The organism is Marinobacter salsuginis (genome assembly GCF_009617755.1).
GTDB classification, from domain to species: domain Bacteria; phylum Pseudomonadota; class Gammaproteobacteria; order Pseudomonadales; family Oleiphilaceae; genus Marinobacter; species Marinobacter salsuginis.
Map to the genome: position 1 here is coordinate 133,675 of NZ_BGZH01000004.1, position 15,369 is coordinate 149,043.

Consider the following 15,369-nt stretch of genomic DNA (forward strand, 5'->3'; position numbering starts at 1 on the left):
ACTGCCACACTGTCCCGTGCTGGAAATCGAAAAAACCGTGTTGCCACCCGGGCCACTGATGTTCTCCGTGACGGATTCACAACTGAGCGCAGCGCTACAGCCGTTGAGCCCTGTTGCCGAAAAAGATAGGGGGGTTGTCAAGGCACTACAGTCGCTGGACTCAAGCACATCCCTCACGGCCACCTGCGCGCCGCTCTCGGCTGCATAGAACGCTCTCTGGGACTGAATCTGCAGACTGACAGATTCACCACTGGCCTGCTGCAGTTGAGCCATTCCGATGACCAGAAGAGCCAGAACAGTAATGATGAACAAGGCGACAGGTAAACCAGCGCCGCTCTGATTAGCCATATTATGAGGTTCACGGTACATTGCGGATCTGCACCTCCTGGCTCATATCCGTAGTCTCACCGGAATCAAAATCCTCCAGTACAAATCCGAACGACACCACCGCACCACGCTGAAGGCTGGGCGGTGTCACCTGGAAATCCAGCGAGTTGTTCACCAGTGTCGCGGCCATGACTTCCCGATCCGGATAACTCGATGGCAGGCCCGATGCGGGTGTGGCGTTGATTCCGTAGTTCCTGTAACGATACAGGTACCGACCTACCTGACAGACAGCCACCGGCTCGCCAACAATATAGAACCGGCGCTCCGGCGACTGTGCCGAGAATCGATGTGTGGCCCCCGAATCAAATGTGACGGTTACTGGCGAAGCACCGGTGGGCATCGTCGCCGGTGGCGAGATCGGCCCCGGACTTCCCAGGCTGTAGACGTCGGAACCGTAGCCATAGACCACCACCCGTCCCGAAGCGGATGCGCCTCCTGGAAGAGGGACAGCGCGAAATGAATTCGGGGTTGCGCCCCGAGGAAGGTCGAGATAGTTGGACGCCGCCAGGATTGGCATCCACTCAAGACAGGTTCCACTGGCATTGGTTCTGATGGATGTGGGAAGCGCCTCGCGAACCTCGCGACTGATCTGTTCACTGATCACCACGCCCGCCAGGGAACGCTGCTGCCGGGAGCTTACGTCCAACGCGCCCTGCGTGGACAGACTGACAAAGCGCACCGAGATGGTGGCCACAATCGCCAGCAATACGATCACAATGACCAGTTCAACGAGGGTAAAGCCGCGACACCGGTGCATCAGAAGTTGGCCCGGTATGCGGTGAATGAAAAGGTCTGATTGCCGGGGGCCGTGATATCGAGATCAACCCGTTTGGCTTCTTCCGCGGGCAAGCCAACTTCCGTTCCTGCGCAGGTGACAGTGATCGAGATGGAAAAACCGGAATAGCCACTCAGGGCAGAGCCTGTGGCTGTCGATGGCGCCCCGGTAAGACCGTCGTAGTCGTCAACATCGTCAAAAGTGGCCCGGCCCTCGGAACCTTCCGGACCAATGGAACAGGCCCCCGAAAACTTGGGAAATCCGCCCTGGGGCGTCTGATCATCGTATTTCTGGGTCAGAATTTCATCCATGTAGAGCTGGGCCAGCTTAACCGCGCGGGTCTGATTCAGCGGATCCGCGCTGCGCCCAGTGATAAGCGCGAACGCACCAACCACACCGGCAATGGCCACACTGATAATCACGATTGTGATCACCAGCTCCACCAGGGTTGCGCCGGTTTGAGTAGGCCTCATGACTGGCAGCTCCCGGCGTATACCGCGCCCAATGAACTGAGACACGTCTGGAAGGTACTGTCGCCCGAAAAAGTGAACTGCAGATTGGTGCCGGTTGAAGGCGCTCCTTTGCTGTCAAAGGTCAGCGTCAATGGCAGCCCGCCCGGTGCTGAAAGGCTGGTGCCTTCCCGGGCTATTTCGAAGGTACGCGGATTGCCGGAACCGGCACCCACGATAAACCGGAAATTATCTCCACCCTGCTCTATAGTGAGGGTGTTGGCGGGATTCCCCGCCAACGCTGCCTGTTGAGCAAGCAGCGTGGCGGAGGCAAGTTGCTGGGTAGCCAGCAAGGGGGAGAAGGCCGAGCGGCTGGCGAACAGGCCAATGCCCAGAGCGGAGAGGACTCCGATCAGAACAAGGACCATTACCAACTCCACCAATGTGAATCCGAGAGGTTTCACTACCATCTGGCCTTCAGCCCCGTTTATTAACTGTTCAGAAGATTTAGGCCTTCAGACTGTGGTGTCCCCTGGACTGATTAAGAACACGTTACATCTGAGATTATAGGCGCAGCGTTAGACGGAGTCGCAGCACCAGCTTCAGTATAAGTAAACGTGCAACCACCTTGTGTGAAGGTTGTTACTCCTCCGCTCTCCGTCGGATTAAACTCATTCGATATCTGCGCAGCATCTGCAATATCTGAAGCATCTGCATAACCATTAGTTATCGCAATTGCCTCGCCTTCCAAAGTCACAGAAATATTTCCACTTCCGTCATCCACGCCCTGTCCCGCGAGAAAGGCTGATCGCACAATTGAAGACGCGGACCTCACTGCTCCCTGAGCGCCCTGCACTGAAGCACTCTCAGCCTCTCCACTCAAATCCGCAAACCGCGGCAAAGCAAACGCCGCCAGAATCCCCAGAATTACAATCACCATAACCAGTTCGATCAGGGTGAAGCCTTTTTCTTTTCTTGCCGCAATGGCTGTCATCGCTTTCATGGTATTACTCCGTTTTTATCGCCAGTTGGCTTCGAGGTTTATCAGTTAATGGTTGTGGTTATTTCGCCAGTATCAGCATCATACGCAATGGTGCTGCCCTGGCTGTCTGCTTGATAGGTGAATACGCAGTCTCCGCTGCTGATCGATATCGCGTATTCAGGATTGGAGCCGTTCACGGTGGGTGCGTTGGATTGCAGAACACCCAGCCAGACTTCCTCGCACTTGGTGGCATCCATCGTAGTACCCGTGTCGTTTGAAGCAACGGAAGTCGGCCAGCCGTCATCACTGACATCGACATTGTCGTTGCCAAAGCCAACAACATCCGTTTCAGCTGCGGTGAAGCCGTTGGATACCCACTGTGTTTTAGCCAACGCCACACCCGCGGCCAGTGCCCCGGCAGTCGCACGAATACTCGATTGATGCGCCTGCTCTGACAGCTGGGCAAATCGTGGCAGAGCGAAGGCGGCAAGAATTGCCAGGATGGCAATGACGACCACCAGCTCAATCAGGGTGAAACCCTGCTGTTTTTTCGTTCTCGTATCCCGCTTCATAGCGTCGACCTCTTTACGGTTTCATTCGTCCGTCTGGTCAGCGTTGCGCATCCTGCGTTTGCGCTGCGTCTTCTGTCAACGACACCGGGGCCAGTTTCAACCCCGTCAGCCGTTCTTCCTGCTCCCGCGTGCCATTCCCGTTGCGGTCTGCAAATTCCGTTGTCACTGCCCAGGCCAGAGGCTGCTCCTGGTTGGCTTGCCGACTGTCTATGGTTATCGGCTGCCCCGGTTTATAAATTAACCAGCCTTTAGGCCCGTATTCTGTTTCTTTTTGTTCGCCAACCCGGAAACACCAGGTTGCCGGCGCCAGTTCCTCGCCCTGGCATCGCCCAGCGTAATTACCCCACTGGTGCTCCACCAGCTCAAACGGGTTGATGCCCCTGTGCTCAGCAAGACGGCCGTCACGGCTCAGCATTACCTCTGCACCCTTGATCACCAGGGCCGATCTGAGCTGGCCGATCACCATGTTGGCGGCCCGTTCTTCGGCATTTCGGCTTTCTCGTTCCAACACGCCGAGCAGGAACCACCAGAGCACTCCCAGTACGGCCAACACCACCGCGAAGCGGAACCTGCGCGACATCGCCAGTCCGCTGGCCTCTGAAACCCGTGCCGCTGGCACTCAGCCCCGCCCCATGGCGGCGGCCCCCAGGTCCCAGATCGGGAGGAACACGCCCAGTGCCAGAATCAACACGAGAATGCCCATGGCCACAATCAGTATCGGTTCAATCGACTCCGCCAGTCGCTTGAGTCCGTAGTCCACATCCTCATCGTAAAAATCCGCGACATTGTTGAGCATGTCGTCCACGGAACCGGTTTCCTCGCCCACCGCAATCATCTGCAAAATCAACGGGGTGAACATTTCGCTTTGTCTGGCTGTTCTGAGCAGAGTCTCGCCTCTCTCGATACCGCCTCGCATACCCTTGATGTGGGTCGAGATCCAGGCATTGTCTGTGGTGTCCGCCACCACGGTTAACGCCGTTGTTACCGGCATGCCGGCGGACAGCATGGTAGCAAAATTCCTCGCGAACCGACTGAGCGTGATCAATTCCAGCAATGGTCCGATAATTGGCAACCTGAGTTTGTAACGATCCCAGGTCAGCCGGCCCTGTTCCGTCTGCTTCCATTGCCGCAGCAGGAGGCCGCCTGCAGCGATCGCAAAGAGCATCACGTACCAGTAGGCCAGAAGGAAATTGGAGGTTCCGACCAATACCTGGGTCAGGAACGGCAGGTCCGCCCCCAGCTTGTCGAACACCGAAGCGAATTTCGGGATAACCAGAAAGTTCACGACCATCAGCGCCGATAACAGGGCGATAATGACGAACATCGGATAGCGCATGGCCTGTTTGAGGCGACGCTTGGTGTCCCGCTCAAGCTCGAGAATTTCTGACAGGCGTCGGAAGGCGTCGTCCAGCATCCCGGTGTTCTCGCCCACATGGATCATGGCAATAAATAACTCCGAGAAAACCTTCGGATGCGCCTGCATGGCCGTCGCCATGGTTGTGCCGCCTTCGAGCCGGGTGGTCACATCCTCCAGTACTTCCGCCAGCACCGGTGAACGGGTGGTTTCCGCCAGGCCGCGCATGGTGCGGATCAGGGGGATACCCGCCTTGGTCAGGGCATGCATCTGGCGACAGAAAACAATCAGCTCATCGAGGGTGACCTTCTTCCGGAATATCGGCAGCCGGTTCAATCGATCAACAACCGAATCCGTATCCTCCACCTCCCGGATGGAGAGCGGGGTTATCCCCCGGCGCATCAGCTCAGTAGCAGCGGCATCGGCATTGGGAGCGCCCAGCAAACCCTGCTGGACACTGCCACGATTATCCTTGCCCCGGTAGCTGAACTGCATCAGGCACCTCCACCAACAGGCTCATCCGGCAAGGGAATCTCGTCATCGGGCGAGAAATCACCCTCGGAGGTCGCCGCCACCCGGGCCACTTCCTCCAGCGTGGTGGTGCCCTGTAACGCAAAATCCATGGCGCACTGTCCGAGCGGTCGGTACAGGGCGCTCAGGCGAGCCGCTTTGGTGAACTCTGAGACATCCTGGCGCCGCAAAGCGTCCAGCATGGCCTCGTTCATTTCAAGCATCTCGTAAACGCCAACCCGGCCCTTGTAGCCCGTGTTGCTGCACTGGTAGCAACCTCGGCCATGCACGAACCCGGCTTCCATATCCAGCGGATCCAGATCAAAGCTGCGCAGCCACACCATTTCCTGTTCCGTCGGTGTGTAGGCCTCGGCACAGTTATCACAGACCCGCCTGACCAGACGCTGGGCAACCACGCCGAGCAGCGAGCTGGCCACGAGAAAGGGTTCGGCACCCATATCGATCAGTCGCATGGCGCTGCTGATGGAGTCGTTGGTGTGCAGGGTGGAAAGCACGAGGTGACCAGTCATCGCCGCCCGCAGACCGATTTCCACGGTCTCGCGATCCCGCATCTCGCCCACCAGGATCACGTCGGGATCCTGACGCAGGGCGGCCCGAAGTACATTGGCGAATTCCAGACCGATTTTAGGGTTCACCTGCACCTGGGTAATCCGGGGCAGGCGGTATTCCACCGGATCCTCCGCGGTGATTATCTTCACCTCAGGGCGGTTCAGTTCCGTGAGGGCGCCATAAAGCGTGGTGGTTTTACCGCTACCCGTGGGGCCGGTCACCAGAATCATCCCGTGGGGTTTCTTGATCATCCGGCGGAATCGTTCCAACAGCTGCGCCGGCATCCCGGTGCCATCCAGGTTCAACATGCCCTGGCTCTGGTCCAGCAGACGCATCACAACGGATTCACCATACTGAACGGGCATGGTGGATACCCGCACATCGATACTGCGGCCCTTCACCCGGACGTTGAAGCGCCCGTCCTGGGGCATCCGCTTCTCGGAGATGTTCAGGCCGGCCATCAGCTTCAGGCGCAGGACCAGCGCGGAATTGACACGCTTCTCCTTCATCACCTGCTCCTGAAGCACCCCATCCACCCGCTGCCGGATACGAACAACGGTCTCGTCCGGCTCGATGTGGATGTCCGAGCTGCGGGCCTGAACCGCATCCTCGAACAGCGTTTGCAGAAGCTTGACCACCGGCGCTTCGGCGCTTTCGGATTCGGCCGAGAGGTCCGCGAGGTCGAAGGCATCCTCGCCCAGCTCGTCCTCCAGCTCTTCCGCCAGTGAGGCAATTTCATCGGTACGCCGGTAGACCAGGTCCAGGGTGCTCAGCAGCTCGCTCTCACGCACCACCGCCTGTTTGATGGGCTGCTTCAGAATTCGAACCAACTCATCGTAGGCAAAGATATCCAGAGGATCGGCCATCCCCACCAGCAGCTCGCCACTATGCTCCGCCAGCACGATACTGCGGAACCGTCGGGCCATGGCCTCCGGTAGCTTTTTCACCAGTTCGTTGTTGAACTGGTAGTGACGCAGCTGCACAAAGGGAACATCCAGCTGGCGGGACAGGATATTGAGCAGACTGTCCTCGTCCACATAACCAAGGTCTGTGAGCGTTTTACCAAGCTTACGACCGGTGCTTTTCTGCTCGCGCAGGGCCGTCATCAGCTGCTGCTCAGTGATGACATCATTCTGGACCAGCAGGTCGCCTAACCGGACTTTCTTTTTCGGCTCTGTCGTCATCATCCCGCCTGCAAAGCTTTCAGTCGTTCGCGAACGTAATTCGCCAGGGACGGCGAAAGCCCGGGTAACTGTGCGGCCTGGCTGTAGGCCCGGACCGCGCTGTTGGTCTCGCCGCCTGTCTCCAGGGCAATCGCAAGGCCCACCCACCACGCCGCGCGGCTGTCGTCCTCGGCAATAAGGGCCGACCAGTGTCGGGCCGCGTCGGTGGTGCGGCCTGCCTGCTGCAGCAAGGTCGCCAGGGTTACCCGATACTCAACGGCCTGGCGCACTGCAGGCACGCTACTCTCAAGGGTGGCGAGTGCTTCGGGCAGACTGCCCTTGGCGTGGAGTGCCCGGGCCCTGAGAAGTCGCAGAGCGGCATCGCCGCTCGTCACCGATTCCGGAAGCCAGGCCAGAGCCCTGTCAGGCATTTCCTGCACCAGCATCTGACGCGCGAAAACTTCGCGGCTGGCAGTCGCCACCTGAACATTCGCCAGTTCCTGCAACATCTGCTCAGCTTGACGGGGTTCACCACTCCTCAGCAGCGAGGCCAACTCCCGGCTGACTCGACGATCGATGGCTTCGGGCGTCTCACGAACCTGTTTTATGGGTGGCGTTGGCGCTTCGGATTCCTGGGCAGTCTCGGCTTCGGCCACCACCGGTGTAGTGACGGCGGGTTCAGGCTCCGGGGCTTCGACTCTCACCGGTTCAGGTTCAGGCTCCGGTTTCTGTGGCTCAACCGCCTCGGCTACTTCCCTGGCTTCCGGTTCCGACTGAACCACAACCTGGGGTTCAGGGGCGGGCTGCGAGGCCTCTGCGGTGTTGTCGTTTTCGGCAACGCTCTCGAGTTGCAGTTCTGTTCCGGCCTCTTGCGCCGGAGGGGCACTCACGTGGACAGGTATGTCTTCATTACCGGTTCGAGTCATCAACCAGAAGGCAGATGCGCCCACTGCGCCTGCGACCAGGAAAACGATGACGACCCAAGACCCGTAACGCGAACCGCGTCGCGATTGCGACTGTCCCGCATAGGCCGCGGCCACTTCCGGCCGGTTCTGTCGCTGCTCTGCAGCACGCAGGGCATCGTTCAGCAGGCTCATAACCACCTCCCGATCAGTCCCGGCAAGCGAACGCTCTCGGTGTCGCGAATGGCCTGCATGGCATGGCCTCGCTCAATAAGACGGTCACCCCTGCCCCAGGCGGCCAACATGGACTTGTGAGCCAGAATATTAACCAGCCTCGGAATGCCACCGGAGGCCCGGGTAATCAGCCGAAGCGCGCCCGGTGCAAAAAGATCGGCGCCGTTGTAGCCGGCCTGGGCCAGGCGATGGCGCAGATACTGGGCAACCGAATGGCGGTCCAGGGGGGCGAGGCGATAGTGGAACGTTATGCGCTGGTTGAGTTGGCGCAGGCTCTGCTTTTGAAGCAGCACATCCAGCTCTGGCTGGCCAAACAGGACCACCTGCAGCAGCCGGACGCTCTCGGTTTCCAGATTGGTGAGCAGTCGCAACGCCTCAATGGTCTCTTCCGGCATCGCCTGGGCCTCATCAATCACGAGGACAACCGGCTTTTGCTCCATGGCATGGGCGATCAATTTTTCGTTGATGGCCTTGAGCACCTGATGCGCGTTGGTGCATCCGGACAGTTCCACGCCCAGCTCTTCAGCCACGGCTTCGTAGAGCGTATCCGGGGTCAGGTGCGGGTTCGGAATATAGGCAGTGTGGGCAATCGGCTCAAGTTCGTTCAGCAGGAGCCGGCACAGCAGGGTTTTGCCCGTGCCCACCTCTCCGGAGATCTTGATAAAGCCCTCCCGCTCTTTCAACGCCACCAGCAACAGTTCCAGCGCATCACCATGGCTGGGCGCCCGCAGGAAATAGCGGGTGTTGGGCGTCAATGCGAACGGTGCTTCCTGCAGTCCGAAATGGGCTTCGTACATGCTATCGAACGGCTTTCTCCGGTTCCGGGGTGACGGATTCAGACGATTGCAGTAACTCACGCAGCACATTCATGCGTTCACGGCTGGCAGAAACATCCGCGTTCATCTCCGGCATTCCGGCGACAACCGGGCGCAGGAGGATAACCAGCTCGCTCTTACGGGACTGGAACCGCCGCTGCTTGAACAGTTCACCCACCAGCGGAATCTCGCTGAAGAAGGGAACCGCGGAATTGTTGTCTTCGCTGGAGTTCTGGATCAGACCACCGATAACCACGATCTGCCCGCTTTCGGCACGGATAACGCTGTCGGTTTCACGAACGGTGCTGCTGGCCAGAGGCAGCGTGACGTCACGCTCGCCAATGGTGATCACCTTCTCCTGATCGTTAACCTCACTGACCGACGGATGCACGTGCAGGGTGATGACGCCGTTTTCGGAAATTTGAGGCGTCACATCCAGTGAAATGCCAGAGAAAAACGGGGTCAGTTCCACGGAGGTAGAGGTTGAGTCCGTGGCCGTCACGGCCGAGTTGTTGTCGTCGAAATCAATGTCGGTCACAAAGAACTCATCGGTACCGACCTTGATCACGGCTTTCTGATTATTCACGGTCGAAATACGTGGGCTGGAAAGAATCTGCACATTGCCCTGTTCCCCAAGCAGCTGAATCAGGCCGGTAAAGTCGCCGGCCCGCACGCTGGCGGAGAACAGGCCTCCGATATCGGAGGTCTGAATGGCCTGGCCGGCCAACGCCTGCGCGGTGAAATCTTCGGGCAGACCATCCGAGGCCGTGATGCTGGACGCACTCTGGATATCCGACCAGCTGATGCCCTGCTGGTAGCCCTCGTTGAGCGCGATCTCCAGGATCTTGGCTTCCAGAATGACCTGACGCTGCATGATCAGCTCGGTGCGGCGAAGATACTCCTCAACCAACCGCAAATCCTCGGAACCGGCACGGACCATTACCAGCCCTGCGCCCGGATTCACGATCACCTGCTGGCCATCACTGCCACCGACAATCATGCTCAGTGCGCTCTGGATGTCCTGCCAGAAATCCGAGGCTGTTTCTGTGGAAATGGTTGTTCCAACCAGGTTGCGGATTTCGCCGGAACCGGCACTGTCACCACTATTGTCAGCGCTGCCTGAGCCGCCACTGCGAGCACCGGTAACCTGACCGGAGCTCACCCTGGTCTCCGAGCCGCCCTTACGCTTGAAGTGCAAGTAATCAATCGGGAACAGCCGGGTCTGGATCTGGTCCGACTGAACGCGGAACAGTCGGCCACTGCGTCGAATATCCAGCCCGTACAGGTCGCCTGCGATATCCATCACTTCCGGTACAGTGACGTCCCCCAGCCGAAGGTCGATACTGGTATTTACATCAGGATGAACCACCACGTTATAGCGGGTTCCTTCCACCAGAGATTCGAAGAAGCTTGCTGCCGGCACGCCCCGGGCATTGACGTCAAAACGTTCGTCCAGATCCGCCTCGCTGGAGAGTGGCGGCAGCAGTGCTGCGCTCACGTCAGCCGGCAGAGTTGCAGCTGCCTGACTCGGGGTCGGCGCTGGCGGTTGTGCCTGCGAAGCCTCTTCAAGGCTTCGATCAATGGCATCGGCAGCATCGGTTGAGGTGGCGGTTGCCGAGCGCATCAACGGATTGTTGCTGCAGGCCGCCAGTACCAGGCTCAGAATCAGCGCACTGGTTGTTTTGATCGTTGTCATGAGTATCCGATTATCTGTCATTGAGTTCCCCGAACCTGCGGAAGTCTCTCCAGGTACAACACCCGTTCGCGGCCGTTATCCGTTACCAGAACCCGGTTGGCAAAAATCCGGATAACCCGCACGTTGTCAAAACCCTGGCCTTCCCTGAGGGCCTCACCTTCGATGACGGCGACACGCCTGTCCTTGCTGAAAAGTATGGAATCCAGAGCAAGAGCCCGCTCTGGGGCAGGCTTGGCCACAGTTGTCTGCGGGCCCGGTGGCCGGGTCGGGTCCTGCAATGCATGGGTTTTTCCCACCACCAGCAACAGCGAACCGATAGCCACACAAAACCACCGGCTTATTGAGGCACCCAAGTTCCTGCTCACTTCACACCCCCAGCCACGCCTGATCCAGGCTCAGTGTTTGCACCCTGATGATCGCTTCGCCGGAGGGCCAGTCGCCCGCACTGTACTCCAGCTCTATCCAACCGAGACGCTCATCCAATGCCTCGAGCCGCTCGAGATAGTTCAGCACATCAAGATAGCTTCCCATGATGCGGAGCTCGACATCATGGGCATAAAGCAGTGGTTGCGCCGCCTCTGCCTGCTCCTGTGAGGATTGATCGGGGTCATCCGGAGCGAAAACCGGGGTCGGAGTCTGTAGCTCCAGAGCCTTCAGCTCCAGTGCATCCTGGGCGGCCAGAATATCCCGCAACAGCGCCACCATCGCCCTGGGCGCGATCAGTTGCCCGGTGGTCTCCGCGATCTGCTGATTGAGCCGCTCCAGTCTCTGCTGCCGGGCATTTAACTGATCCCGCATTTCCCTGGAGGGATCGGTGGCAAGTTGCTGATTGAGCGTCTGCTGCTGCGCCAGCAGGTCGTCCCGGCTAGCGGAAAGCGTCTGGATCCGATTCTCCAGACTCTGGTGTCGTTGCTGTAATGGCGTAACCCCAAGCTCCCAGACCAGCACCACAACCAGCACGAGTGCAGTCAGCAGAATCAGGGCCCGCTCACGAATCGGTCGCAGGTTATACCACTGCGCAGCCCGGGCAAGAGAGGTGTTGGGTGCGTCCGCCATCAGTTACCCTCCCCGTCACGCTCGCTTGAAACATGAAAGTCAATCCAGCGGCCTTCCTCCGGGCGTGACAATCGGAACACACCAAAGGTTCGTCCCGTAAACGCTGGTTCCTCGCCCAGATTTTCAAGGTACAGAGGCACCAGAGCGCCTTCGCGGCTACGCCCTTCGATAGTGACTCTGTCCGGGCCTGACTCCAGGATAACGCCTGTCAGCCAGACATCTTCCGGGATCTGTCGGGCCAATGCTGCCAGCTGTGGCGAGAAATTGCGGTCCTCGGAAAGCACCAGGCTTTCCACCCGTTCCAGTAATCGCTGGCGGCGCGCGAGGGTCTGGGTGACGCGCTCCAGAGCCTCCTTCACTTCGGCATCCGGCTGACGGGCTTGAACCGCGGCAGAAAGCTGCGCCACAGCCTGTTCAAGCTGCTGGTTCTGCTGATCAAGGCGTGAGGCCTTGTTTGCCATCACCGAATTCTTGTAAGTCAGGAAACCAGCCACGAACGCAACCAGCACCACTCCGACAACCAGAATACCAACCGCCATTCCAGCCTGGAGTCTTTCCTTTCTCGGACGCAGCTCGTCAGTGTAGAGATTGACCTGCTGGATCATGGACGCCCGCCCTCCGGCAACGGCAAGCCCGCACTCCAGGCCGGCAGGCAACGACTGTCCAGATCGGACTCAAAGCCCAGGGCACGCCAATCGAGGGTTTCAAGGCCGGCGGCCACATAGGAAGAAAGCATCGAGGCAAGAGGAAGCACGCTGTCACGGGCAACGAGGTGGATCATTGCCGGCGGCACCTGGCCCAACTGGCTTTCGTAATAGTCCAGTGAACGCTGCATCTCCAGCGCCAGTGATTGCACCGCCGACTCCTGCCGGGCGGCATCTCGAAGATCTTCGGAAGTCACATCAAGCCGGCGGGACAAGTACAGCGTGTTGTCCTTGCAGATCACCATTTGGCCGTAGTTTTCTTTCAGGTGGACCAGCGCTGCACCACGCCGGTTTTCATCCAGCCTGCATACCAGATTTCGCAACGCGAGCTCGGCGATATCAATGCGCTCCAGTTCCAGGCCGGCTTCCTGAACCAGCCGAACCAGTTCAGAGACCAGAACTTTTCTGGCGGCGACCACGTTGACCAGTTCGCCACGGCCCCGGGATGCGTCTTTCGGAAACGGGAAAACATCAGAAACCGCGTCGGACGGGCTGAAATCGAGAAAATCCTTAAGTTTCCACTTGAGGGCATCCCCCAGCTCCGATTCCTCGACGCCTTCCGGGCGATCCATCTGGAAAACCTGATACTGGTCCAGAGGCAGCACGAGCGTTGTCGCTGCACCCGACCAGCCGTGCTTGTCGACTAGTTCAACCAGTGCCGCCTGACGCCTCGCAGGGAGGCAATCAATGAACCCCCACCTACCGGCATCCGGCCGCCCCGATTCCGCCCAGGCAATACCGTCGGGACGAATTTCAAGACTTACCCGCAGGCGAGCCCCGGAACGTCCGAACAGACCCGTCAGTCTTTTGAAGATTGGTATCTTTGTCATGGAGTCCGTTAAAAAAGGATCCGAAGCCAACTCGCCAGCATCAAGCTATTATTATGCTGCCTAAAAAACAGGCGCTTTTTACATCGAATGACATGATAGATGAGAAAGCGAACGTAACTCCACGTTTTTTTGGCCAATTTCACACCGTTTTTGCAAACCAGTAACAAAAAGCCCCCGCGAGGCGGGGGCTTAAGTCACTTTGGATGCTCAGATTCCGTTTCTGTTCACGGGAAATTTAGAACGGAATGTCATCGTCAAAGTCGTCTACCGGCTCGGGCATGCTGCCCTGCGACGGCTGATTGCTGTAACCACCAGACTGCGGTGGCGGGTTGTTCTGTTGGCCCGCCGGGGCATTATAGCCGGACTGCTGAGGCCGCCCTGCCGGGGCGCCCTGGTTCATACCGCCTTCGCCGCCACGGCTGTCGAGCATCTGCATCTGGCCGTTGATATCCACCACAACCTCGGTGGTGTAGACATCCTGACCTTCCTTGTTCTGCCATTTGCGCGTCTGCAGCTTGCCCTCAATGTAGACCTTCGAGCCCTTGCGCAGATACTGGCCCGCCACTTCGGCGATCTTGCCGAACATGACAACCCGGTGCCATTCGGTTTTCGGCACCAATTGCCCGGTCTGACGATCCTTGTAGCTTTCGTCTGTTGCCAGATTCAGGTTCACAACGGCATTACCGTTAGGGGTGTAGCGGGTATCCGGGTCCTGTCCCAGGTTACCGATCAGAATTACTTTGTTTACGCCTCGTGCCATGCTCTGCTCCTGACTCTTTTTTCAGGGACTCCCGCGTTCCGTGCGGGCCTCCGGATTTCAAGAATGTTTAGCCTGCCGGACAAAGGAAAAGTCCGCAAGTAACGCCTCATCAAATTGCTGACGATCCACCTTAAGATAGGCAGTGGCAGCCTCTTCAACAATCACCACATCCTGAACGCCGGGAAGGCGACGGAGATTGTCATCAATATCGTCGTACTGGTTGCTCATTACCTGCTGCAACTGTACCACGAAACTGGTGGTGTGGCCGGGCGCTGGCATAGTAAGCGCCACCAGTAACCAGAGACCAAGCACCACCACCATGAACCAGAGTACACCCTGGATTCCGCCACTCTCCAGCAGATAGCCGCCCAGGGCGCCGCCCAGAAACGCACCCATGAATTGGGACGTGGAATAGACCCCCATCGCTGTCCCTTTGCTTGCCGCCGGTGCCTCTTTGCTGATTAGTGATGGCAGGCTGGCTTCAAGCAGATTGAAGGCCATGAAGAAGAAAAACAGCACGGCCCAGGCTGCAACCAGGCTGCCGGACACACCAGTAAACCCGGCAGTAGCCAACGTCAGTAACGCAATCGCCCCGCACAGCACCGGCTTCATCCGACGCTTTTTCTCGCCGATGATGATGAACGGCACCATGGCAAAGAAAGACGTAATCATCACGCTCAGGTAGAACCACCAGTGTGACCTGCTGGCAAGACCAAACTGCTCCTGCAGCATGGAGGGAAAGACCAGGAACAGGGCGGTGAGCACCAGGTGCAGGGCAAAGATGCCGAAATCCAACCGGAGAAGACGACCGTCTGAAAGCACACGGCCCAGCATGTCCCTGGCAGGATGGGTATCGGGGCTCGTCTTGTGCTGATGCGGCGTCGGGACCAGGCGGTTGACGATCACCAGCGCCACTATTGCCAGCGCTGCGGTCGCGTAGAAGATTCCGGACAGCCCCCACCAGGCCCCAAGAAGGGGGCCGAGCACCAGGGAGACCGAGAACGACAGACCAATCGTGACTCCAACGGTCGCCATGGCCTTGGTCCGCTCCTCTTCACGGGTCAGGTCACTGAGCAACGCCATCAGAACACTGGCGATAGCGCCGGCACCCTGAAGAATCCGACCGGCAATCACAACGTATATGGAGTCCGTGGCCCCGGCCAGCAAACTGCCCGCGGCAAACAGTACGAGCCCGATGTAGATCATGCGCTTACGACCGACCCGATCAGACAGCATGCCAAAGGGAATCTGCAACAGGGCCTGGCTGAGGCCGTATGCCCCTATGGCAAAACCGAGCAGGGCCGGCGTCGCATCTTTGAGATCTTCACCAAGCAGCATGAACACCGGCAGCACCATGAACAGTCCGAGCATGCGCATGGCGTAGACGGACGCCAGTGCGAGTACGGAGCGTTTTTCCAGCGCGTTCATGGCAATTACGTACCTCAGCCGGGGTTGAAAGCGGTCAGATTGAGGGCAGATACCCTTCGCAGGCGGCGCATTGTAGCAGAAGGGGCGCTGACGGGGGACAGGTCGCGTGATGCTGATCCGGGGATCATTTTCGCCGCAGCCGACCCAACGCGGTATAATTTTCGTTTTTTATCCGAGCGAGG

At 58.6% G+C, this 15,369-nt stretch carries 17 protein-coding genes; all 17 read right to left on the reverse strand.

Translation table 11 applies throughout. The features are described from left to right. Window positions 1-358: 358 nt before the first annotated feature. Complete coding sequence (locus tag GJU83_RS17155; protein ID WP_153634799.1) at window positions 359-1,144, reverse strand: PulJ/GspJ family protein; 786 nt, start codon at window positions 1,142-1,144, stop codon at window positions 359-361. Further along, on the reverse strand, window positions 1,144-1,635 hold the full coding sequence (locus GJU83_RS17160) for a type IV pilus modification PilV family protein (RefSeq protein ID WP_153634800.1): 492 nt from the start codon (window positions 1,633-1,635) through the stop codon (window positions 1,144-1,146). Before GJU83_RS17160 ends, GJU83_RS17155 begins: the two co-directional genes overlap by 1 nt. Continuing rightward, on the reverse strand, window positions 1,632-2,081 hold the full coding sequence (locus GJU83_RS17165; RefSeq protein ID WP_153634801.1) for a prepilin-type N-terminal cleavage/methylation domain-containing protein: 450 nt from the start codon (window positions 2,079-2,081) through the stop codon (window positions 1,632-1,634). Before GJU83_RS17165 ends, GJU83_RS17160 begins: the two co-directional genes overlap by 4 nt. 71 nt (window positions 2,082-2,152) lie before the next feature. Then, the gene (locus tag GJU83_RS17170) at window positions 2,153-2,614 is read right to left on the reverse strand and encodes a type II secretion system protein (RefSeq protein ID WP_153634802.1); all 462 of its coding nucleotides are present in this window, start codon (window positions 2,612-2,614) and stop codon (window positions 2,153-2,155) included. A 41-nt stretch (window positions 2,615-2,655) separates the two neighbouring features. After that, entirely contained in the window at window positions 2,656-3,165 is a 510-nt protein-coding gene (locus tag GJU83_RS17175) for a type II secretion system protein (RefSeq protein ID WP_153634803.1), read from the reverse strand. Between the two features lie 37 nt (window positions 3,166-3,202). Beyond that, window positions 3,203-3,745, reverse strand: coding sequence for a hypothetical protein (locus GJU83_RS17180; protein ID WP_228715204.1), 543 nt, complete (start codon window positions 3,743-3,745; stop codon window positions 3,203-3,205). A 39-nt stretch (window positions 3,746-3,784) separates the two neighbouring features. Continuing rightward, window positions 3,785-5,014, reverse strand: a complete 1,230-nt coding sequence (locus GJU83_RS17185) for a type II secretion system F family protein (RefSeq protein WP_153634805.1) — start codon at window positions 5,012-5,014, stop codon at window positions 3,785-3,787. Beyond that, window positions 5,014-6,783, reverse strand: a complete 1,770-nt coding sequence (locus GJU83_RS17190) for a GspE/PulE family protein (RefSeq protein ID WP_069185095.1) — start codon at window positions 6,781-6,783, stop codon at window positions 5,014-5,016. The genes GJU83_RS17185 and GJU83_RS17190 overlap by 1 nt, the downstream gene beginning before the upstream one ends. Continuing rightward, entirely contained in the window at window positions 6,783-7,859 is a 1,077-nt protein-coding gene (locus GJU83_RS17195; protein WP_153634806.1) for a tetratricopeptide repeat protein, read from the reverse strand. Before GJU83_RS17195 ends, GJU83_RS17190 begins: the two co-directional genes overlap by 1 nt. Beyond that, the gene (locus GJU83_RS17200) at window positions 7,856-8,695 is read right to left on the reverse strand and encodes an ExeA family protein (RefSeq protein WP_153634807.1); all 840 of its coding nucleotides are present in this window, start codon (window positions 8,693-8,695) and stop codon (window positions 7,856-7,858) included. The genes GJU83_RS17195 and GJU83_RS17200 overlap by 4 nt, the downstream gene beginning before the upstream one ends. Window position 8,696: 1 nt before the next feature. Further along, entirely contained in the window at window positions 8,697-10,409 is a 1,713-nt protein-coding gene (mshL, locus tag GJU83_RS17205; RefSeq protein ID WP_153634808.1) for a pilus (MSHA type) biogenesis protein MshL, read from the reverse strand. Between the two features lie 17 nt (window positions 10,410-10,426). After that, window positions 10,427-10,732: a hypothetical protein gene (locus GJU83_RS17210; protein ID WP_227514620.1), complete on the reverse strand. Its 306-nt coding sequence runs from the start codon at window positions 10,730-10,732 to the stop codon at window positions 10,427-10,429. 43 nt (window positions 10,733-10,775) lie between these two features. Then, a complete protein-coding gene (gene gspM, locus GJU83_RS17215; protein ID WP_153634810.1) occupies window positions 10,776-11,465 on the reverse strand; it encodes a type II secretion system protein GspM in 690 nt (229 codons plus the stop codon). Beyond that, complete coding sequence (locus GJU83_RS17220; protein ID WP_069185091.1) at window positions 11,465-12,070, reverse strand: PilN domain-containing protein; 606 nt, start codon at window positions 12,068-12,070, stop codon at window positions 11,465-11,467. The genes gspM and GJU83_RS17220 overlap by 1 nt, the downstream gene beginning before the upstream one ends. Then, complete coding sequence (locus GJU83_RS17225) at window positions 12,067-12,999, reverse strand: type IV pilus biogenesis protein PilM (protein ID WP_069185090.1); 933 nt, start codon at window positions 12,997-12,999, stop codon at window positions 12,067-12,069. Before GJU83_RS17225 ends, GJU83_RS17220 begins: the two co-directional genes overlap by 4 nt. A 235-nt stretch (window positions 13,000-13,234) precedes the next feature. Further along, on the reverse strand, window positions 13,235-13,759 hold the full coding sequence (ssb, locus tag GJU83_RS17230) for a single-stranded DNA-binding protein (RefSeq protein ID WP_069185089.1): 525 nt from the start codon (window positions 13,757-13,759) through the stop codon (window positions 13,235-13,237). Window positions 13,760-13,816: 57 nt separating this feature from the next. Then, a complete protein-coding gene (locus GJU83_RS17235) occupies window positions 13,817-15,187 on the reverse strand; it encodes an MFS transporter (RefSeq protein WP_153634811.1) in 1,371 nt (456 codons plus the stop codon). Window positions 15,188-15,369: the final 182 nt, after the last annotated feature.

Coding starts and splice junctions, on each gene's coding strand:
- GJU83_RS17155 (WP_153634799.1), bottom strand. CDS start 1,144: ATGCACCGGTGTCGCGGCTTTACCCTCGTTGAACTGGTCATTGTGATC.
- GJU83_RS17160 (WP_153634800.1), bottom strand. CDS start 1,635: ATGAGGCCTACTCAAACCGGCGCAACCCTGGTGGAGCTGGTGATCACA.
- ssb (WP_069185089.1), bottom strand. CDS start 13,759: ATGGCACGAGGCGTAAACAAAGTAATTCTGATCGGTAACCTGGGACAG.
- mshL (WP_153634808.1), bottom strand. CDS start 10,409: ATGACAACGATCAAAACAACCAGTGCGCTGATTCTGAGCCTGGTACTG.
- GJU83_RS17195 (WP_153634806.1), bottom strand. CDS start 7,859: ATGAGCCTGCTGAACGATGCCCTGCGTGCTGCAGAGCAGCGACAGAAC.
- GJU83_RS17170 (WP_153634802.1), bottom strand. CDS start 2,614: ATGAAAGCGATGACAGCCATTGCGGCAAGAAAAGAAAAAGGCTTCACC.
- GJU83_RS17175 (WP_153634803.1), bottom strand. CDS start 3,165: ATGAAGCGGGATACGAGAACGAAAAAACAGCAGGGTTTCACCCTGATT.
- GJU83_RS17165 (WP_153634801.1), bottom strand. CDS start 2,081: ATGGTAGTGAAACCTCTCGGATTCACATTGGTGGAGTTGGTAATGGTC.
- GJU83_RS17190 (WP_069185095.1), bottom strand. CDS start 6,783: ATGACGACAGAGCCGAAAAAGAAAGTCCGGTTAGGCGACCTGCTGGTC.
- gspM (WP_153634810.1), bottom strand. CDS start 11,465: ATGGCGGACGCACCCAACACCTCTCTTGCCCGGGCTGCGCAGTGGTAT.
- GJU83_RS17180 (WP_228715204.1), bottom strand. CDS start 3,745: ATGTCGCGCAGGTTCCGCTTCGCGGTGGTGTTGGCCGTACTGGGAGTG.
- GJU83_RS17220 (WP_069185091.1), bottom strand. CDS start 12,070: ATGATCCAGCAGGTCAATCTCTACACTGACGAGCTGCGTCCGAGAAAG.
- GJU83_RS17225 (WP_069185090.1), bottom strand. CDS start 12,999: ATGACAAAGATACCAATCTTCAAAAGACTGACGGGTCTGTTCGGACGT.
- GJU83_RS17235 (WP_153634811.1), bottom strand. CDS start 15,187: ATGAACGCGCTGGAAAAACGCTCCGTACTCGCACTGGCGTCCGTCTAC.
- GJU83_RS17185 (WP_153634805.1), bottom strand. CDS start 5,014: ATGCAGTTCAGCTACCGGGGCAAGGATAATCGTGGCAGTGTCCAGCAG.
- GJU83_RS17200 (WP_153634807.1), bottom strand. CDS start 8,695: ATGTACGAAGCCCATTTCGGACTGCAGGAAGCACCGTTCGCATTGACG.